The following is a 21244-nucleotide window of genomic DNA, read 5'->3' as shown; positions in this document are numbered from 1 at the left end:
CTCTTTTAAGTTAGCATACTCCTTGTTGGTGAAATAAAATGTTTTAATGCGGAAGATAAAAATAAACAGAATTAAAAATTGAATCTATTGTTATGGATAACCCTTCGACAGGCTCAGGGTGACAGCCCGAATACCAACCGAAATGTTTGAGCGTTGTCAAGCTGAGCCTGTCGAAGCTATTATTACTAGAAGGAATAGTGATTTTTTAGATTACCATAAGTATACTAATCTCTGATAAGTTAGCATATTGTTGTTGGTGAAATAGAATGGTTTAATGCGAGAGATAAAATTAAACAGAATTAAAAATTGAATGTATTCTTATGAATAACCCTTCGATAGGCTGAGGGTGACCGAATACCAGCCGAAATGTTTGAGCGTTGAAAAGAGTATTTATAGAAATATAAAAATCAGTTTTTAATAGGCCCTGGGCTCATTTTCATCTAAAAAATATACCATTGCTGGTAAGGTTAGTTCAGTTACAGATTTTTTTGAAAATTGGTTTTTAGATTTTTTGAACCCAAAGCAACTATTTGATGTTAAGAAAATACTAACAACAAGTGATTTTTATAATGGTAAATTTAGGAAAATTGTTATCATTGCAAGATGAAAATCAGTAGTTATAAAACTACATGGATGACGTTTTTTATTGTCTTTCTATTTATTGTTATTTTATATAATCAGCTATGAATAAGGCTGTTCGCTGCGTTGCTATAGTCAGGGCCTTAATTTCTAAAGTTTCGTTTTCTGTATGGGCGCCTTTACCCCAGGGTCCCAGGCCATCTAATCCTGCTTTGATAAAGGGAGAGGTGTAAGATATATCAGCTCCACCCCGAAGCGCAGGTGATGCCGCCTTTATTGCTGAGCCTCCCAGGTTTTGATTAATTGTACTGTATAATGCCAGTAGCTTATCATTGGATTTTGTTGCCTGCATTGGAGGAATAATGGGCTTAAAGCTAATGCTGCTGTTGGTACCTTCTAATGAACGCGTTGAAATTTGTACCATATTCTTCTGTGCTTCATTTCGTTGTTGATCAGAAAGAAACCGCATATCACCATGCGCATAAGCTATGGCAGGAACAATGGTTTTACGTCCGGAAGCAGAGCCTGTTCCTGTTTCAAGGTCTTCATGTACTTTTTGGCCTCCCAGAAGAAGCCCTGTATTAATAGTGAGTCCCGGAGTAAGGGAAAGATTCTGCCGTATTTCATTAAGTACACGCGATGCTTCATAAACGGCACCAAAGCCTGTATCGGGTTGAAAGATAGTTGCTGAATGCTGTGATTTTCCCGTTGAGGTCAAAAACCATTCATCAAGACCCCTTCTTCCCACAATGAGTTCATCAGGTGAAAGGGCAAATTCAAATCCCAGAGCAATATCACTATTTTTGGCAATGTCGATGAGGGTTTTTCTTGATATGCTTGTTGGTTTCGCAGCCAGTTCTTCATCGCCGGTGAGTACAATGGTGATATCGGCATTGTTAAGGGCTCCAACATGATGCAGGGCCTTCATTACATAGAGAATGGTAACAACTCCTCCTTTAGCATCGATAACCCCTGGTCCTGTAGCATATTGATGGTCGGAGGAAAGGGTGAAACGTTGAAAAGGACTGTCAATAGGGAAAACAGTATCCAGATGTCCTATGATCAGTATTTTTTTACCCGAATTACCTTTGATGGTAGCCACTAAGCTTCCGGCATGATGCATTTCTGCAGGAAGGTTATGCCATTTTACATTAAACCCCAGAGCTTCCAACTCTGATTGGATGATTTCTCCATTTCTTTTAACACCTTCAACATTGGATGTTTCGCTATTGATATTAACAAGGTTCTCCAGAAGTTTTAGTTGATTCTGTTTATTTTTTATAATAAAATCAATTATATCTTTTTCATTTGGAGTTTTATCCCGAGGTTGATTAAAGGAAAGGAATATTCCAGCTACAATTAAATATTTAACGTGTTTAATCATGTTTGTAAAAAATTGAAATGTATTGATTCGCAGCAAAAAATGCCCTGCTGATAGAAGTCTGAGTTATTATTTCAGGAATAAAATCATGATCAGATCATTGGTCGGTTTATCCCTTAATTGATACTCGATATTAATGATTAACAAAGGTTTTGTATTGATAACCCTTCGGCAGGCTCGGTGAAACCTAGAATATCAACCGAAATTTTTAAGCATTGTCAGGCTGAGCCTGTCGAAGCCATTATTACGAACAGGGTTAGGTCAATAATTTTTTCTGATTATCGAAGAAACGAATCTGTTGGTTTATCTTCTGTGGTTTTGATTTTTGAAAGTAATCTTTCATTCCTGAGATTCCTTTTAAAAAGAATGTGTAATACTTTCGTTTTGATTGCTGCCGTTTGTATGGGTTGAAGTAATAGTTTTTCCCGTAAATTTTTATTGGCCCTGAGGCTCGTCATTAAATACGAAAAGAGAACAACGGATGCAGTTACAATTGCAATAGTAAGTAAATCGTTCATAGTATCTTTTATTTTTAGCCAGTTTGAATCGTTATATTATTGCAGATCAATGGCATATTATAGTGGATAAAAGTATTGATTAAGTGTTTGTAATACAGGTGATTATTTGTAGTTATTAAACTACTTCGATGAAAATATAAGTTGTCATTGTTTACATACATTAAACTATTTGCAGATAATGTAATATGACAGATCCGTTAACTGATATGATCTTTTTTTTGCTTATCATACCCGATAAATTATTGACCGATGGAGGTTAGTCATCCGTTTTTTATGGAGAATATTTTTTAGGAGTAGTCATACACGGAGATAGTGTGATTTTTTGATTATAACACGAATAAAAACTACATGCACGGCTGCTTATTCTTACGGTCTTATTTTCCTGCAAATGATCAAATCAATTATTTTTTCGAATTATTAATAATTGAACAATAGGTTGTTTTAATTGTGTTTTGTGTAATAAATGGTGTGTTTGCAATAGATTCTGTAAACCAATAATGAATCATTTATTATATACTCCAGAGATGAGTAGTGAGATGGAAGAAAGAGGGGTTCTTAAGTATATCTGTTGAAGATAATGTCATTTTTTTTCAGCTCATTAACACGAATAAAAACTACATACATAACGGTTTATTCTTACGGTATTAATTTTCACTGGACTGTAACAGCTCCTAATTTTGCAAACAATTAATAGTTAAACAATAACGGTATTTTAATTACACGTTGCGCAATGGATGATCTGCTTAAAATAAATGTATTGGGTACTATTTTAAATAATCAGTATTAATAAATAAGTATAAAAAATGCAAACAAAAACAAATGTCTTTTTAGACTTCGATAACACACAATTTGATGGGCACCTTCATAATAGTCTGGCGCAATTTATAAGACAGTACGAAGATAACGATATTAACGGATTAACAAGAAAACAGTTAGAGAGGGAACTGATGAATATAGGTCCTCTTTCAGAGGGATCTAAACAGGCGGTAAAGGATGCTTTAGAGTTGTCCTTAACGATGGATAGGGGAAGGGCTAAGGGTAATCCAAAACATAAAGCTCACAGCTTTGAATTTTTTGATGGAAAGGGTTTGAATGACTTTGTTGGTAAAAGTAAAGGCCAGGGTGTTGATGTTGTTGTATTAACTGCCTCTATGTATCCGAATGCGATTAAGGCAGTATATGCAATGAGCGGCTTAACTGAATTAAAGGATATTTCAATAATTTCTGTTCCAATTAATAGTGACCGTATTAAAATGGCTCAGGATAAAACTACAGAAATACAAAAATATGAAGAAAATCAAAGAGTAAGAAATCAAGATCTGCATACGGTTCATAATATTTTTGTTGATGATAGTAAGGAAAATATTCAAGTATTTAGAAACAACAGTAATTCTGCTACGAATACCGGAATTTTAGTACCGAATGGAATTGTCTTGAAGGATCTTACTACTGCAGTTGAAAAAACGCTTTCCGGTAAGCAGGAATCTGTTTCTAAAGGTGTGAGTTTGTCAGCTCCGGAAGTTCCTCCTAGAACTCCTGTAGTTCCTCCTAAGGCTAAAACAGATAAAGCTTCAGCTCATGATTATACAGAAAATCAAGATACAGAAGAGGGATTATATGCCTATCGTGATGCTGCAGGAGAGCTTCATTCAAGTAAACATAAATATAAAGAAAATGTGGTATTGAATGATAAAAATGATATAAAAGGAAATCTTTCAAAATTTACTGAAACACAGAATAAGCCACAAATGATTAGAGAACAGGGTGGTAAGTCTCAGGCATCTCAGGCAAAAGGAATGGATCGTTCTCAAGTTGCTCCTCCACTTCCTCCTAAAGCTAAAACAGATCAAGCACCTGCAGTTCCTCCTAGAGGTAAAGTTGATCAGGCTCCTCCGGTTCCTCCTAGAGCTAAAGCTGATCAAGCCCCTCCGGTTCCTGCTAGAGCACAAAGAATGCGTTAGAAGTACTTAGTCAATAAAGACACAAGCAAAAAATGTACTATAGAAAAAGTACTTGTAGATTAAAAAGTATTATTTCTATATGATCATGAATTTGTTATATAAAGGATTAATAGCATGACATCAGAAAGCCGGGTGGACAAAAGTTATGAAGTAAACCACCGCTGCTAATCTGACAAGTTTTGCAATTGTGAAAACAATTAGTATTCATCAATATAGGTTGGGTATGTGCAGGCTGAGAAAATTTATCCGATTTATAATCGGCCTGCCATCCTTTATGATCAAAACAGGCTTTACTTACGTGAAGTTTTTGTAATGATTAGAATTTTTCGATTAAAATAAACACAAATTATATGGAATATAAAACCCCAAAAACATTAGAAAGGACTCCTTTAGTCTTTGGTTATCCTGTTATCACCGCAATGATAGTTGTTATATGTCTGATGTTGTTTCTTTTTATTGTATTTAAGAAGGTACTGGTATCATTAGTGTTTTTAGTAATCCCCATCCTGTATTTATACATCATCAAAAAGTACCCCAGAAAAGGAGAGTTTAAAGAATTCTTTTTTGATTTTAAGATGGGAGTACAATGTATCAGATTTGATGAGAAATTAGAAAATCTGATCAGCATCAATTCAAAAGATCGTAAGGAATCTAAAAACCACTGAGCCATTATCAGATTCTGAATTGAACGATTGAGTTTAGATTCAATCTCCCAATTATCAGCAGATTGTGGGCAGCCATCGTTCCGGGAAATCCGTTAACGAAAGTACTACATTTTCAACAGATATTGCAGTTACAGATAAATATAAACAAACAAAAATTGAAATTTAGTTTTAAAATAGAATAGAAATGAAAAATTTGAAATTTAATAGAAGGGGCTTAATTGCATTATTATTGCCAATGGGGAATTTACTATATTCTCAGGGAGGTAGTGGTGCCGGAACAATTGATGCAAAAATTTCCGGTTGGACAACCACCCTTAAAACCTCATTGAATGCAGGAGTTGCTGCTTTTGCGGTGGTGGGTGCGTTTCTGATATTTGTTCAGTATATGCAGGGTAACGAACAGGCTCAAAAGAATTTTGTCCGTTTTGTGATAGGTTTAGCAATTTTTGGGCTGGTTGATGTCATTACTCATGTATTCATCTAAAATATAGAACTCTTTAACTGGTTGTTAGATTTAAGCTATAGATTCCTTAGCTGGTATAGCTTAAATCTCAATTAATACCACCGTCCCCTGCAGGAATATTGAATACTTTAAAGCATCATATTATTCAATATCATCTTCGTACAACTTTTTCCTGAAATTTTGTTTGTGGCATATTCTAACCGTATGTCATTAAGAACTTCTTTAATTGAACTATGGAATTTAAATCTTTTCTTAAACCTTCAAATATTGAAGAAGAGAGTGTGAAGTCAGCTCAAACAGAAGCTGGAAATAAAGCATCAATAACGAAAATTAACTTGTCGAATAACAATAAAATGGCGTGCATAAAGTGCAAAGGTGACCAGAATGTTAAAGTGGCTAATATTGCTCCTCTATCAGAAAATAAAGAAGAAAATCTATATCCCTTATGTGAAAATTGCAGAAAAGCGTCTTTTAAAGTTAAAATATTCAAATAGAGTGCTGTTCTGTTATCTGTATCATCATTTATCAATATTAAAATACCAATGGATTTAAAAAAATTACGTGAAATTCCTTCTACTTACTCTTTAGTTAAAAAAGCATTATTTCTTAGCTTTTCTATTGCAATAATAGCCATCATTTCCAGTTCAGTCTGGGCCGTTTATGTAAGTAAAGTTTTTACTAAAAAAATATATATTATCACTGAAAAGGGACAGGCTGCGATTGCAAACTCTATGAATAATGATCAGGATTATGAAAATTACAGACTTCCTGAGATCAAGAACCAGATTAAAGTGTTTCACAGATTATTTTTTGGGTATGATCAGTTCAGTTATGATAAGAATATCAACGAGGCGCTCTACCTGATTGGAAACTCCGGAAAACAATTGTATCTGTCTCTTAAAGCCAACGGGCATTTTGCTAGGATACAATCTCAGAACCTGGTTCAGAAACTGGAGATAGATTCTATAAAAGTTAACGATAAAGAATATCCTTATCATGCCTCTGTTTATGGAAAACTCAGCGTCTCCAGAGTGGATCAGAATGTGAGCACAAAAAATCTGTTTTATTCCTCTTTCGATTTATATAATGTAGCAAGGACTGAAAATAATCCTCATGGTTTACTCATTGAAAACTATTTATTCAAAAGTAAAGGGTTTGAGAATGCTTCAGCTGACGATGCTGGCAATGGCATAAAGGCGGAGGCTGCTCTTAATGAAGAAGATTCCCAATAGACTGAAGATAACGATACAATACTGTATTTAAAAATCCTTTTTGAGGGCCAGGTATTGATGATAATTTAGAATTTCAACAACGGAATTCTGTTACACTGTGTATTATGAAAAACGATAAATATTCTTTAGATATATTAATTATATTTTCCTTTTTAGTAAGTATACTATTTATTTTAGTAGATATTTATTATTCTAAATATAGTTATATAGCTGAGAAAGGATTGGGTAACGAATATATCAATATATTCATCATAAAGTTGTTTAAAACTTTCCCGCTCATTAAGAATCCATTACTATTAAGAACGATAAGCCTTGCTATTGTTTCCTTTTGCTGCTTTGGGTTTGAAGTTAAGAGAGAAGTGGGAGAAAATTCTTCTTTTATGAGGAATGTTATCATAGTAGGATCATCTCTGATCACTTTCTTAAGCATTTCGGTTTTGAAAATTGAGATTATTTCTTATACGATTATCTCTTTTGCCTCTTATATTATTTATATAGTTGGGTTTTTAAAGTTCAGAAAATTCTTCAATTTTTATGATAAAAAGGATGAATTTAATGATAAAAATCAAATTTTTGAACAGGAAAAAGTAGTGAAGAAAAATCCTTATTCTGTAAATTTTAAAACAGAGAACGGAGTGATCAATGTAGTGAATCCTTTCAGAGCCACGATGGTTTTGGGGACTCCGGGATCAGGAAAGTCTTATTCTGTAGTTGAAGAATATATACGGCAGCATATTCAAAAGCAGTTTTCGATGATGGTGTATGATTTCAAATTTCCTGCACTGGCAAAAGAAACATTTGCTTTTTATGAATATTATAAAGATAAATACGACATTGAACCTCGTTTCTGTGTGGTTTCTTTAGATGATCTGGAGAAATCTAATTTTGTGAATCCTCTGGATCCTCAATTAATAAGAAAAGCTGCAGATGCCATTGAAGCATCACAAACGATCTTATTTAACTTAAATAAAGAATGGATTACTGAAAAAGACTTTTTTGCCCAGTCAGCCATTTCCTATTTCGCGGCCTGCATTTATTTTCTGAGAATTTATGAAGACGGGAAATTCTGTACACTGCCTCATGCCATCTCTTTAGCTTCTTTGCCGGATGAAAAAGTATTTAAGGTTTTTGGCCAATACTCAGAACTGAGGTTCTTTATGACTCCTTTTGCAGATGCTTTGGCAAAACAGGCTTACGAGCAGCTTTCAGGTCAGACAGCCTCTGCGAGAATACCTCTGTCTCAATTAGCAACAAAGGAATTATTCTGGGTGATGGGTAATAATGTTTTTCCTGAAGAAAATATTTCATTAAGTATCAATAATCCCGAAAGTCCATGCATATTAATCATTGCCAATTCACCAAGTACCCAAACCACCAATTCCCCTGCGTTAGGGCTTGTGGTTACACAGCTTCTGAAAGAAATAAACCAACAGGGAAGACAGCCTTGCTCAGTGATATTGGACGAGCTGCCTACCATGTATTTTATGGGGTTGGATAACCTGATTGCCACGGCAAGATCGAATAAAGTTTCTACAACTATCGGAATGCAGGATCTCGAACAGCTGAAGAGAGATTATGGCGATAAAGTAGCGGAAACCATATTTAATATCGTAGGTAATATTTTCAGTGGTTCAGTAAGAAGTGAGACGGCAAGCAAGCTCCAGGAAATATTTGGAAAGAAAAAGCAAAAATTAAAAAATGTAACCATTGATACGAATAACTCCTATTCCATTAATGAGAATTTAGAGTATGCAATTCCGGTATCTGCTATATCTCAGCTTTCTCAGGGAGAATTTGTAGGAGTGGTTGCTGATAATTTCGGAGAAGAAATTAACCGGAAGATCTTCAGAGGAAAAATAAAAGTAGAGAAGCGTACGGATCAGATAAAGAATAAAATACCCACCATTATAGAAGGTGAAATGATCAATGAGGTTTTAAATGGAAATTTTGAAAGAATTGTAAAAGAGGTAGATATTCTTATTGAAAACGAATTATATAGAATTTCCCGGGAAGAAGAAGCTGCTATGAGCAGTGAGCCGTCTTCTCATGAGGATGCTCAACAAAATTGATTTTTTGTAATCGGGAAAACATAAAATGACGACAACTTCTTATGTATAAATTTCTTAGTAAAAGAAATAGGATACTTCCTGCCTTTTTTATTCTTTTTACTGTATTTACTTATCAGAAAGTACAATCACAAAAGATGATACCACCGGTTGAATCCTATAGTAAAATTGTTTCATCCAATTACGGGTATAGAAAGCATCCTGTTGATGGAGTATTTAAAAAGCATCAGGGTGTTGACTTTTCTGTACCTCCAGGAACTGCTGTATTTTCTACCTATTATGGGATCGTTTTAAGTTCAGCATACGAAAGAGGATATGGCAATACCATCTTAATTGATAACGAGGGAGGCTTTAGAACCAGATATGGACATTTAATGGCTTTATTTGTTGGAAAAGGAGAATCCGTAAAGCCCGGGCAGCTGATAGGCTTAAGTGGAAATACAGGACGTTCTACTGGTCCTCATCTCCATTATGAAATAATAGTTGAAGGTAAAAAAATTGACCCATTATTATTTCTCAATATTATGTGTAAAAATAGTTTATAAAATATGTTTGCAAATCTGGACAAAAAAAAGAAGATCATTATTGGGGTTGTTTTTGTAGCTGCTCTAGGTATTCTTATTTTAATTATCAGTCTGATACTATTCCCAAAAATGAAGGAGTCAAATGATAAGTTGATATTAACTCCTAATGTTGATGAGAAACAGCTTGAAGAAAAATCAAAATTAGAAATCTATAATCAGGATGAAAGGGATTTAAAGAAATACTTTTCAAAAGATGGAAAGTATGGCATAGATACAGAACTTCCCGAAGATGAAAAATTATTACAGGGACAGCTTCAGAGTTTTGACGGTAAAACTGAAGAAAATGATTATGCCAAAAGGCAGGAGCGCTATATGAAAGCTTTATCCAATATCTCTTCACCGGGAAGAAGTTATCCTTCAGATTCCGGTTATAGTTCAAATTCAGGTTATGGTTCCGATTATGGTTCAGGTACTGAAAGCAGCCTTAGCAAAATATTTGAGCTTCAGGATAAGATCCGTGCAGGATTAACGGAAGGTGCAGCCTCCCGAAATTCCCTGGATTCCGGTGATACATTAAAAACTAAGGAAAATAAAAAGGATCTGGCTAAAAATGATGTTCGTGATCAAAAGAATTTTTTCCAGGGAACAACGGCCGGAAACAATAAAAAGATTTTACAGCTGATTCCTTCAGAAACCTTAGAGCAGAAGAGAATATTAGATAAAAATATTATCCCTATCAGGATAAAAGAAGATATGAGGCTTACAGATGTTCCGGGTGGTTTGGTAATTCCTAAGAATTCGATTGTTTATGGAAGAATATCGTTAGGGGAAGACCGTATCAATATTGATATTGAAAGCTATAAAAAAGATAATGTTCTGTACCAGTTAAACTTTAGAGTATATGACTATGATGGGAGAGAAGGTATTCAGGTGAATAATCAGTCATGGCTTAAAATCCCTTCGACGGTATCAAAAGATGTTTTCGATTATGCTATTCAAAGAGGAACAAATGGCGGCTCTGTTTTAGGGGGTAATACCGGGATCGATTTAAAGGAGGCGAGAAACCTGGCCATTTTATCAGCAGGAAAAGAAATAAGCAAAGAAATATTTGAAAAAAGGAGAGTGTTCTTACCTAAAAAATACCAGTTATGGATCAATATAAGATCCTCAAATAACGCCTCTGGTTTTAATTAGAGCGCAATGGTTTAATAATTATTTCCTAAGATTATGAAAGATATAGATATCAAAAAGGCTTTTAACATATTAGCGGTAGACGATGATTTGTTAATTAGCAAAAAAGGGGATGTTGGCTTGGTGTATAAAGTGATGCTCCCTCAGATATATTCGCTTGATAGCGATCAGATTGAGCAGATCAGTGTTATTTTTGACAAAGTAATCAGATCTTTACCTGCCGGAACAATCTTGCAGAAACAGGATTTCTTTTTTGTAGATTCTATCAAAGAGCAGGTATCGGACAGTCCTAATTTTTTAGCATCAAGCGATAACAGGTTTTTTCATGAAAAGCCTACAATGAGTCATGAGTGTTATCTCACCATAATAAAAGACTCTAAAAGTAAAGTAAGTATCCTTAATAATTCCAGCCAGTATAACAAATATTTAGATGGAATAGATGATTTTATCAAAGCCGTGGAATCGAGTCTTTCATTTTTAACAAAGGAAGGTTTTTTCACAGTAGAAAGGTTGGATAATAATAAGATTATCGCCCTGTTGGGAAAATATTTATCTCTTTCAAAAGAAGGGGAGACCAATCTGAGGGATATGTTTTTTGATAAGAACTTACAGATAGGAAATAAATTTGCAGAACTGTATACGATTTCTTCCAACAATCAGCTTCCTATTACCATTAATAGTACCATCAAAAGTATTGAATATTCCACCCCAAAAACTGACTTCAGAATTCCTTTTATACAGCCGGTATCCGCAGGGCTGGATGTAAACCATATCTATAATCAGGTGATTTTTATTGAGGATTCAGAAAAAGTTTTTTCTTCTCTGAAGACCAAAATGAATCAGTTTAAAAGTATGGCCATACTTTCCAGAGAAAATCAGGTTACTTATTCGCAGGTGGAAGATCTTGTAGAAGATGTGCTGGAAAGAGAGCTGACGTTTGTTTATCAGCACTTCAGTGTGATTGTCTGGAATGTTTCGCAAAAGAAACTGGAACATGATGTCAATTTACTGGAAAATGCTTTCAGGGATCTGGGAATTACTCCTTATCAGGTAAAGTATGCGCTCAATGAATTATATATGAACAATTGCCCGGGAGCGCCTGCCTATATTTCAGAGAATCATAAATTTATCGGGATATCAGAGCAAACCTCTTCATTACTGAATTTTGAGTCCTATTACGAGAGCAATAAAGATGGAATTCTTTTCTGTGACCGTAAGAATGAATCTCCTTTACGTCTTGACTTATGGGATGAGCCTGTGAAAAAGGGAATCATCGTGAACCGAAACAGATTAATTTTCGGGCCTTCAGGAACCGGAAAGTCATTTCTGATCAATCATATTGCGAGTCAGTATTATGAACAGGGCCACCATATCGTTATGATCGATATCGGAAACTCGTATAAAAAGTTATGTGAACTGGTGGAAGGTGTTTATTTTACCTATGACTTAAACTCTCCTTTACAGTTTAATCCTTTCTATTACTACGATGAAGACGAAATCAACATAGATAAGAAAACCTTTCTGCTTTCATTGATCTTTTTCTTATGGAAGGGAGAAGAAGGTGCTTCAAGAGAAGAAAAACAAATATTGTCCACTTACCTCGATCTTTATTACGAACATGTCGTCAATAATGATGTTTTTCCTTCTATGGCTACTTTCTATGAGTTTATATCGGAAAATTCAGCTGTTGAAGAAGAATCAAGTTATTTTGACAAGGTCAGCTTTAAACTCTCTCTCAGAGATTTTTACGATGGACATTACAAAGATATACTTAATGCAGCAGAACCTGCCAACCTGATTCATGAGCGTTTTATTGTATTCGAAATGGATAATATCAAAGATCACCCGACATTGTTTCCTTTAGTTACCATGTTGTGTATTAATCTGGTGATGACCAAGATCCAAAAGATCCCGGGCGTGAAGAAATCAATATTTATAGACGAGTGCTGGAAGCCTATTTCCAAAGGAGAGATGGCAGAGTTTATCAAGTATTTGTACAAGACCGTCCGTAAGTTTTATGGAGAAGTTGCCATTGCCACCCAGGATCTGGAAGATATCTTGGATACAGCTGCTGGACCAGCCATGGTGAATAATACAGATACTCTGATCATGCTTTCCCATAAAAAGAAAATGGCATCCAAAGACAAGTTTTCTAAATATTTATCACTCAGTGAATCTGATCTTCAAAAACTTTACTCTACAGACAAAGGAGAGGTATATGTTAAAGTAGGAAGTATGTCTAATGTATATAAAGTGAAAGTATCCCCGGAAAGATATGCCTGTTACTCTTCCAATGCCGATGAAAACAAAGTAATCCGGGGAATATACGAAGCCAAAGGAAATATGTCGGTGGCCATTAATGATTTTATTGACTTAAATTCTCAAAAGAAATGAAAAAACACATTATATTATTTATTCTATTTTTTATATGTTCTCAGGTCTCTTTTGCCCAGGAAATACTGGAACCCTTATCTCAGCGCCAGGCCATTGAAGTTTCAGATGTGAAAACCACACACATTATTTTTGATGAAAAAATAAAATATGTGGATGTGGGATCTACCTATTTCGTTGCCGATACCATTGGTAATATGCTCAAATTAAAGCATACAGGTGAAGAGTTGGAAAACTTAAAAAGCCAGCAGGCAAATCTTACCGTGATTAATGGTAAAGGAAGCTATTACTCTATTGATATGGAGTATAACAGAAATCCGGATATCACAACGTATAAGGCGGTGGAAACCCTTACCACGATCGATTATTTTGCAAAAGAAAGCATTTACAAAATTGAAAAAGAAGAAAGGACAGCGCAGGATCTTCAGGAATTGTGTATGTTATCTGAAAGTGCCCCTTCAACAGTAAAAATCAAAGATACTCATGATGGATTGAACCTTACTTTGAACGGAATCTATTACAGAAACTTTCAGAATAAAATTGTCTTACGCGTAGAAATTTATAATACGTCTAAAATCACTTTGGATATAGACCAGATCCTTTTCAGATCAAAGCTTAAGAATCATAATGCCGCCAAAAAAGATTATGTATATCAGGAGAGAATCCTGACCCCGGTAAAAACCTGTGGTGAGCAGCGAAATATTAAACTGGGGGAAACAAGGGTTCTTACCTTCATCTTCGACAAATTCACATTGAATGAAGATGAAATACTGAGCCTGGAAGTAGGGGAGCATGCCGGAGGCAGAAGCGTCAATATCCGCATTCCCAGAAAGAAACTTTTATTCCCGGAATATATATAGAAACAGTTAATGTATTCAGTTATGAAATATCTGATTCTGCTATTGCTTTTTTTTTCATTAAAGTATCAGGGGCAGATACCCTATATTGATCCCATAGGTTTAGTGGAAAGGACTTTTGAGAAAAATGCCACTGACGACTATGAAAAAGCGACTAAAAAAAGCCTGGATGAGCTGGCTCAGATTGCGGCAGTTAATGAAATTGAAAACTTAGCCAGAACTACCATTTCTAAAAAAGATCTTATCAACTTTTCAAAGTACTCCAATGTCTGCAACCCTTATTTTAATCCTATTAAAAAAAGGAAATGCAGAAAGAAACTGGAATATATTAAAGCTGCCAACAGCATATTGGAAGATGCATTTATAGCTGGGGTAGGAATACAGATCAACCGCGGAAACAGAGAAAGACTGGATGCAGGATTTATGGGTACTTTAAATTTTCTGATTCAGGAACTGGATGAAATGAAATATGAGGCGGAACAAAGCAATCTGTTCTACAAATTAGGCCTTATACCCAAGTAATATCAATATTACACATGTATTATAAGTTTTAACAATACCCTTATTATGAGAGCATTACCATTGTTGTTTTTTTTTGCATTTCAGCTGTTTTCAGCTCAGTTTGTACATGTTGCTATCCATTTGAATAATACCGATTCGGATACAAGAAAAAAGCTTTTAGAAATTGCTGGACATACCGCGGCAAGAGCAGTTCAGTTAAAAATCCAGAATGATTACCTGGAAGAAATGATTAGGAATGATGAAGAATTTTTAGAAAGGAATTATAAAAAGTCTGATAAATTCGATAAGCAAAATAATACGATTAAGTCTTTAAAGACCGGGGTTTTAGGGATAGGACCTGTGCTATTGAATCAGTTTAAAAAACTTCCTTATATAACCAATGTTAAGAAGGATTATTTACAATCTTTAGCGTTAGATAAAGCTGCACTTCTTTCCCTCCAGAATGTGGATGCTTCAAAAATAAAGGCAGCCGAAAGACAGGAAATTTACAGAATCCGGGATCAGCTGATAAGGGTATATTCTAAAAATGATAAGGAAGTTGTTGGCGTGATGACTTTGCCAGCTTTAGCATCTCTGATACAAAACAATCCTGGACTTATCCAATTAATCAAGAACCTTGAAATTATATTCTAGTTTTTCATTCATCTCTAAATTTATTTCAATATGTACAGGTTTCTGTTAGTACTGTTAGTATTTGCCTCAATAAGAGCTTATTCCCAGCCGTTTGCCAATAACCCTGTTGGCCCGATTTCAGATGTTCCGTCGAATCTTGGCTCAGGTGGGATTATTGTAGAAAAATATTTGTTGAAGAGCAGAGAAGAAACAACAGAGAAAAGGACAGAAGATTTTTATAAAGAATATAGAAAAAGGCTTATTTATTATCCTGGATCTGTTATCTGGCTGTTTACGGTAAATAATATTATCAATAATGTGAAAGACAGATCCCGAAAACTCAGACAGGATAATGAAAATCTTTCTTTCCTGTATTATTCAAAAAAGAAAGAGAACAGGGTTTATCTGCTGTCAGCAGACAGTCAGATTGAGAATATGTCTTCCCATTTCTTAAATGGTGAAAAAGCCGTCATTTTGGGAGAAAAATTTAATCTGTATGAAGACCTGAGAACATCGCTGTCTGCCATTAACCGGAAACTGGATCGGGTAGAAGATAATATCAAAGAAAGTACGCTGAGGAGGAAATTAGTCCGGCAGTTTACTAAATAGTTTAATCTAAATTTTTAAAGGCATGAATATACTATATGTTAATTTCAGATCATTCAGTGCTAAGGTAGTTCTCATAGGGGTACTATTGTTATCTATATTAGCTAAAGCGCAGCTTGTGACACTTCATTTCACTTGGAATTGGTCTGCTAATGATCTCCTGTCTAAGGAATATTATAAAGATATGGCCTCAGCACACAGAAAGCTGGATGGATATGCCGTAACAAGAACAGCTGTTACGAAAAGAACAAAAGATATTTATATAGAGCCTAATCAGGAACTTACCCGCATATCATCTGGTTTAGCTTCAAAAAAAGACGATCTATTGAAATTTTTATCCGGAACAAGTTATGATTATATAAAGTATAAATATCCGATAGTACCAGTTTCCCCGCTTTCAGGCAGTAAACTTTCAAATGCTTTGGTAAGAAGAAGATTCAAAAAGAAATTTGATGCTGAGAAAGAAAATATTACCAACTATCTGGATACCGGTAACTATATTCCTGAAGGAGAAAGACTGCGTTTCATTCAACAGGCCTTAGATAAAGTAATACGAGTAACACTGGAAGATGAAACATATTAAACCAATATCCGCATTCCTGCTTCTTTTTAGCTTTAGTTTTTTTTATACACAGACCTGGTCTTTTGATATTAATGATTATACCGTTGCAGGAACCAAAACTGGAATTATTGGAGGATTAGCAGCAGAAATTGTTTTAAAAGATAAACAAAATGAGCTGTTTGAAAAACTTATAAAGCTGGAAAAAGAGATTGATGACAAAAAGAGCATTAAAAGTCTGCAGAGCCTTGCACTTGCTGCTGCCGCTATCGCTACGATTGAAATTACCAAAACAGATATAAAAGATCTCAGAAAGGTGATCAGCATCATCAAATACAATCCATTATTTATTAAACATTCCCTGGGAAAGAAATCCGAAGAGCTGGCCATTGAAAACAGATACTTAGAGGAAGCCGAAAGTGACTATAGGGGATATCTAGCATCAGGACTTCTTTCCGGAGGTTTAGGACAGTTTTATACTGTTTTTGGAAAGCTTTTAACAAGGATTTTGAAAATCAGAGCCACTGTTTTGTCTATAAAGAAAGATCTGCAATCCATATCGGTAATCAATAAAGTCTTAATTAAATAGTAGTAAGATTTACAACATACAAAAATCAGTGATGTTAAAAAATACAAAGTAAATGACAATACAAGAAATTCTAAATCAATACAGGACAATTCTTCAAACCAGATTTGACCTGTTTATTAACGAGACGAGACCGTATGTGCTGCTCATAGCCGTTACATTTACATTTGTTTTTGTCGGGTACAAAGTGATGAAAGCAATGTCGGATCCGGATGAAAAGATTGGACGTGATGCACTGTTAAGGCCCATTCTTACTCTTATGGCTATTACTTTATACATTCCCCTGGTCAAATTATTATTATTTGATACGGTAGATATTTTATCAGAGATCATAAAACACGGTGCCTATAAAGTGACAGGACGTAGCCCTGCTGATTTTGAACAGGCATTCCAAAGGGGGATAACCCATGTGCAGGGAACAGGAGCAGATGGGAATGGAGTGTATGATGTACTGCAGGTCAATCCTTTTTTAGAACTGTTTCACATCATTATTTATTTTGTTGCTTCTATTGTTGGAGGGTACATTTTAATGAGGCAATTACTGATGATATTTGTCTATTATGTTTTGGGAATGATTGTCTTACCGTTTTCACTTATTATATCTAATGAAAGAATTCTGAAGACATGGTTCTTTGGCTTCCTGTCTATATTGCTGTGGGAGCCCATATTAACGATTCTGAAAGTGATTATAGTTCTTTTGCCTGTTGGAAATACAGAATTTACTAATGTTCTCCTTTCTATTGCTCTTCAGGTTATCATGATACTTATGATACTAAAAGTTCCACAATTTGCTAATCTTTTGGTAGATCCTGAATCAGGTAACAGATTTAGTAATAAGGCCGGTTCTGTTCTGAGAGGTTTACCTGGAAAAGCTTATGATAAATTACGGGGAAAATAATACATATGAAAGAGATGTATTTATTTTTAATTAAGAGGTCATTCCTACATCTACCATTAAATAACAATTCAAAAAACACTACTCTGAGATGACAGAGCATACTTTTAAAAATAATTCCTGCGAAATAATATACGCACTGATCCGGACCAGGCTTCCGAAAGACCAGATGGATTGGATGAAAACTATGATGATATATGAAAATGAAACCCTTTTCTTTCAGAACTTCAGACGGATTCCAGAAATGATTCCATCGGTTTCACCGGAATGGAGCTCATCTGAGAAAATAAACCTTGAAAAACTGTATCCAGGCCTTACTTCCGGCCAATGGAACCTTCAACAGTTCTGCCAATGTTTACTGATGCTTTGTATTCCTGAAGATCAGAATGTAGCTGTCGTAAAAAAGCTTATGCAGCCAGCAGATATCAGCGAACTGATCAGTATCTACAAGGGAATTTTCTTCCTTGAAAATGCCTGTGAGTTTGTTCCCCTTGTTGAAGAGGGTATTACAACCCATATCACTTCTGTTTTTGATTCCATCGCTATTTTAAACCCTTTTGCAGCCAAATACCTGCCTATGGATTCCTGGAATCAATTGGTCCTTAAAGCATTGTTTATGAAACGTCCGCTCTATCAAATCACCAATTTGGATTTGCGTAACAATGGAAAACTGGCTTTCATCGCCAACAATTTTATTCGCGAAAGGTGGTCTGCTGGGAAAACCGTATCTCCGGAGATCTGGCGGTTGACGGACGGATTTGTCACTAAAGAGATTACCTCAGATCTGTTGAAAGTTATTGAATCTGGTGACCAGCTCTCAAGGCACGCAGCCATCATCGTACTGAGAGAAAATGCTTCCAACACATGCAATAATATATTAAGGCCTATAAATACTACTTTATGGAACTATATCGGAGAACAATATAATATCCAGAATAAAGAAATATAAAAATTTATCAAATAATAAATGTTTTTTGTCTGAAAATAAAGGATATTTTGAATTAATAATAGGAGATTATTTTAGCAGAAAAATAGTATATATATTGCTGTTGTAAGGGGCTCAATTATTTCTGCAGGATTTGAAAGCATATAAATATGTACTGCATTGGATGGTAATGATCCAAAGTGTTTTTTGGCCGCTTCCTTTGTGGAAGCGGCATCAATATGTTTTATATCTACATGTATCATAGCAATCGAGGAAGTAGATTTCGATACCATAGATCTTCTTTGATTAGGTCTTAATATCGCTTACACTCGTCTCTTTAAATGAGATGATCATATCTTCCCACTTTGACGAGTAGACTCAAAGAAAGGGAGTTTCTGGTGATCCTTTTGTGTTTGTGTCTATGATAACAAAACCATTCAAGATATTCTTTTTCTCCCAAAGCTTGTAGCTTCACTTTTCAGTTTAAAATCCACTATTTTACTGTCAGTCATCTTAATTGGAGATGTCTTTTGGTTCCGTGGTTTCATATAGTAAATGCTATCCAAGCAGCTAGAATGAATGGTGAAAAAAGAAAGATGAGCAAAACGCCCATCTTTCATTGTACACTTAAATACTAATAATACTATGCTATATCTTTAAAAGTCTCCTGGCTTATTCCGACTTATATACCTTAAAGCTTAAAATGATGAATTTATATTATGAATAATGGTATAGTATTAAAAATCGGAAATTGACCATGCAGATATAGTTTTGTACTCAAAGAAGTCCTTCTAACTTTTATTTACCTTCAGTATTAACAGTACAGTATACATAAACAATTTAATGTTTGACAAAATTATTGAAATAGCTTAGTAATAAGAAATATAAGTTGTAGACATTAAACTATATCTATGAAGTTATAAATTGTTATATGATGTAGTTGTTGTTTTACGGAAGGATAAACAGAAAGATGAGCTCATTGAGCTCATCTTAATCCTGTATCATCTAAAAATACAGGTAGCTAAATAGAATGAATGTTTAATGAATGCTTATTTAAGGCTTGTCAATAGAAATAGGTATAAGCAAAATAACTTCTGATGTTTGAAGCAAAGCTATAGAATTATATAGTTTAAAAGGCTATCAGAGTTGTAGTTATTTAATGACATGGATGAAGTTTTTGTTGTGATTACTAAAAGTTTAGAGTTGTAAAAGCCCGGTTTTAAAATGTTAAAAACCGGGCTTTATAAAGTTAAATATTGAAATACTTTTTTTTAACCAGTCTTTTTAATTACTGCTCCATATTAACGATTAAAAATGTTTTCTTATTGATAGCCCTTCGATGGGCTCAGGGTCACACCTTTAATACCAATCGAAATTTTTAAGCTGTCAGGCTGAGCCTGTCGAAGCGATTATTATTAAAAGGGATAGGTCATACTTTTTTATTCAGTAAGATCTTTATTGGGATGGCTAAGGCATAGCTGAAGCTGCTTTTTGTCAAGTTGATTCTCCCAGTTAGCCACAACAACGGTAGCCACAGAATTGCCAATAACATTGGTGACAGCTCTGCATTCACTCATAAATTTATCAATTCCTAAAATCAGAGTCATTCCGGCAATAGGAATTTCAGGTACAACAGCCAATGTGGCGGCCAAAGTAACAAAACCGGCTCCTGTTACTCCTGCTGAACCCTTGGAACTTAACATAGCAACCAGAAGTAGAACCAGCTGTTTTTCGATTGATAGTTGGATATTGAGAGCCTGGGCAATAAAGAGTGAAGCAAGAGTCATATAAATATTGGTTCCGTCAAGATTAAAAGAATAACCGGTAGGGACTACAAAACCTACAATAGTTTTTGAGCAGCCTGCTTTTTCAAGCTTTTCCATAATCCCGGGCAGGGCAGATTCTGAAGAGCTGGTTCCCAATACCATAAGAACTTCTTCTTTAAGATAAATGATGAGTTTGAAAATATTAAATCCATTATACCACGCCACAGCCCCTAAAATGACAATGACAAACAGAAGGGAAGCGAAATAAAAAGTACCTACCAAAAAAATAAGATTTAAAACAGAATAAAGACCATATTTTCCGATCGTAAATGCCATTGCTCCAAAAGCCCCAATAGGAGCAAGCTTCATCAGTATATGAACAATTTTAAAAACAGGTGCCGATAAATCCTGCAAAAAATTGATGATACTCTGGCTTTTATCTTTGGTTAATACCAAAGCAACCCCCATTAAAATTGAAACCAATAGGATCTGAAGAATATTATCACCCACCAGGGGGCTCAACAAAGTGTCGGGAATAATATTGGTGAGAAATTCCGTGATTGTTGTTCCATGCGCTTTCTGCTGATATTGAGAAATATCACCGGAGAGATTAGCCGGATCTATGTTTAATCCGGATCCGGGCTGTAGCAGATTTCCTACAATAAGCCCAATGAAAAGTGCCAGGGTAGAGAAGGTAAGAAAATAAATCATTGATTTTAGAGCAATCCTGCCCACTTTTGCAAGGTCTGTCATGTGAGCAATTCCCAATGTAAGAGTAATAAAAATAACCGGTGCAATAATCATTTTAACCAGCCTGATAAAACCGTCACCCAAGGGTTTCATTTTCTCACCAATTTCAGGATAAAACCGGCCTAAAATTACTCCGCCAATGATAGCAATAACAACCTGAAAATAAAGCTGCTGATAAATTTTTTTTGATTTCAT

19 protein-coding genes are annotated in these 21244 nt (G+C 35.0%); 17 read left to right on the top strand and 2 right to left on the bottom strand.

The window, feature by feature from the left end:
- Window positions 1-664: 664 nt before the first annotated feature.
- Window positions 665-1963: a M20 family metallopeptidase gene (locus tag FB551_RS08945; RefSeq protein ID WP_142016867.1), complete on the bottom strand. Its 1299-nt coding sequence runs from the start codon at window positions 1961-1963 to the stop codon at window positions 665-667.
- 1318 nt (window positions 1964-3281) lie between these two features.
- Here FB551_RS08945 and FB551_RS08940 point away from each other — a divergent pair.
- The 17 genes from FB551_RS08940 to FB551_RS08860 all read left to right on the top strand — a co-directional run bounded on the left by FB551_RS08940 (window position 3282) and on the right by FB551_RS08860 (window position 18557).
- On the top strand, window positions 3282-4439 hold the full coding sequence (locus FB551_RS08940; RefSeq protein WP_142016865.1) for a hypothetical protein: 1158 nt from the start codon (window positions 3282-3284) through the stop codon (window positions 4437-4439).
- Between the two features lie 350 nt (window positions 4440-4789).
- Window positions 4790-5104, top strand: coding sequence for a hypothetical protein (locus tag FB551_RS08935; protein WP_142016863.1), 315 nt, complete (start codon window positions 4790-4792; stop codon window positions 5102-5104).
- A gap of 184 nt (window positions 5105-5288) precedes the next feature.
- Window positions 5289-5588 carry a hypothetical protein gene (locus FB551_RS08930; RefSeq protein WP_142016861.1) on the top strand — a complete coding sequence of 100 codons (300 nt, stop codon included), beginning with the start codon at window positions 5289-5291 and terminating at the stop codon, window positions 5586-5588.
- 212 nt (window positions 5589-5800) lie between these two features.
- On the top strand, window positions 5801-6061 hold the full coding sequence (locus tag FB551_RS08925) for a hypothetical protein (RefSeq protein WP_142016859.1): 261 nt from the start codon (window positions 5801-5803) through the stop codon (window positions 6059-6061).
- A gap of 48 nt (window positions 6062-6109) precedes the next feature.
- Window positions 6110-6799, top strand: a complete 690-nt coding sequence (locus tag FB551_RS08920; protein WP_142016857.1) for a hypothetical protein — start codon at window positions 6110-6112, stop codon at window positions 6797-6799.
- A gap of 104 nt (window positions 6800-6903) precedes the next feature.
- Window positions 6904-8868, top strand: a complete 1965-nt coding sequence (locus FB551_RS08915; protein WP_142016855.1) for a type IV secretory system conjugative DNA transfer family protein — start codon at window positions 6904-6906, stop codon at window positions 8866-8868.
- A gap of 134 nt (window positions 8869-9002) precedes the next feature.
- The gene (locus tag FB551_RS08910; RefSeq protein ID WP_167497841.1) at window positions 9003-9410 is read left to right on the top strand and encodes a M23 family metallopeptidase; all 408 of its coding nucleotides are present in this window, start codon (window positions 9003-9005) and stop codon (window positions 9408-9410) included.
- A 3-nt stretch (window positions 9411-9413) separates the two neighbouring features.
- A complete protein-coding gene (traM, locus tag FB551_RS08905) occupies window positions 9414-10583 on the top strand; it encodes a conjugative transposon protein TraM (RefSeq protein WP_142016851.1) in 1170 nt (389 codons plus the stop codon).
- Window positions 10584-10616: 33 nt separating this feature from the next.
- A complete protein-coding gene (locus FB551_RS08900) occupies window positions 10617-12974 on the top strand; it encodes a TraG family conjugative transposon ATPase (protein ID WP_142016849.1) in 2358 nt (785 codons plus the stop codon).
- Window positions 12971-13831, top strand: coding sequence for a DUF4138 domain-containing protein (locus FB551_RS08895; RefSeq protein WP_142016847.1), 861 nt, complete (start codon window positions 12971-12973; stop codon window positions 13829-13831). Before FB551_RS08900 ends, FB551_RS08895 begins: the two co-directional genes overlap by 4 nt.
- A gap of 21 nt (window positions 13832-13852) precedes the next feature.
- Window positions 13853-14350, top strand: a complete 498-nt coding sequence (locus FB551_RS08890; protein ID WP_142016845.1) for a hypothetical protein — start codon at window positions 13853-13855, stop codon at window positions 14348-14350.
- A 45-nt stretch (window positions 14351-14395) separates the two neighbouring features.
- The gene (locus FB551_RS08885; RefSeq protein WP_142016843.1) at window positions 14396-14983 is read left to right on the top strand and encodes a hypothetical protein; all 588 of its coding nucleotides are present in this window, start codon (window positions 14396-14398) and stop codon (window positions 14981-14983) included.
- Between the two features lie 30 nt (window positions 14984-15013).
- Window positions 15014-15571 (top strand): hypothetical protein, encoded by a 558-nt coding sequence (locus FB551_RS08880; protein ID WP_142016841.1) that lies wholly within the window; start codon window positions 15014-15016, stop codon window positions 15569-15571.
- Between the two features lie 22 nt (window positions 15572-15593).
- Complete coding sequence (locus FB551_RS08875) at window positions 15594-16151, top strand: hypothetical protein (RefSeq protein ID WP_142016839.1); 558 nt, start codon at window positions 15594-15596, stop codon at window positions 16149-16151.
- Window positions 16138-16716, top strand: coding sequence for a hypothetical protein (locus FB551_RS08870; protein ID WP_142016837.1), 579 nt, complete (start codon window positions 16138-16140; stop codon window positions 16714-16716). Before FB551_RS08875 ends, FB551_RS08870 begins: the two co-directional genes overlap by 14 nt.
- A 52-nt stretch (window positions 16717-16768) precedes the next feature.
- Window positions 16769-17611, top strand: coding sequence for a hypothetical protein (locus FB551_RS08865; RefSeq protein WP_142016835.1), 843 nt, complete (start codon window positions 16769-16771; stop codon window positions 17609-17611).
- A gap of 88 nt (window positions 17612-17699) precedes the next feature.
- A complete protein-coding gene (locus FB551_RS08860; protein WP_142016833.1) occupies window positions 17700-18557 on the top strand; it encodes an EboA domain-containing protein in 858 nt (285 codons plus the stop codon).
- A gap of 1415 nt (window positions 18558-19972) precedes the next feature.
- Here FB551_RS08860 and FB551_RS08855 read toward each other — a convergent pair.
- Window positions 19973-21244, bottom strand: coding sequence for a dicarboxylate/amino acid:cation symporter (locus tag FB551_RS08855; RefSeq protein ID WP_142016831.1), 1272 nt, complete (start codon window positions 21242-21244; stop codon window positions 19973-19975).

This window comes from Chryseobacterium aquifrigidense, assembly GCF_006716485.1.
Lineage (GTDB): Bacteria > Bacteroidota > Bacteroidia > Flavobacteriales > Weeksellaceae > Chryseobacterium > Chryseobacterium vietnamense.
This window is presented reverse-complemented; position numbering and strand designations above follow the sequence as displayed.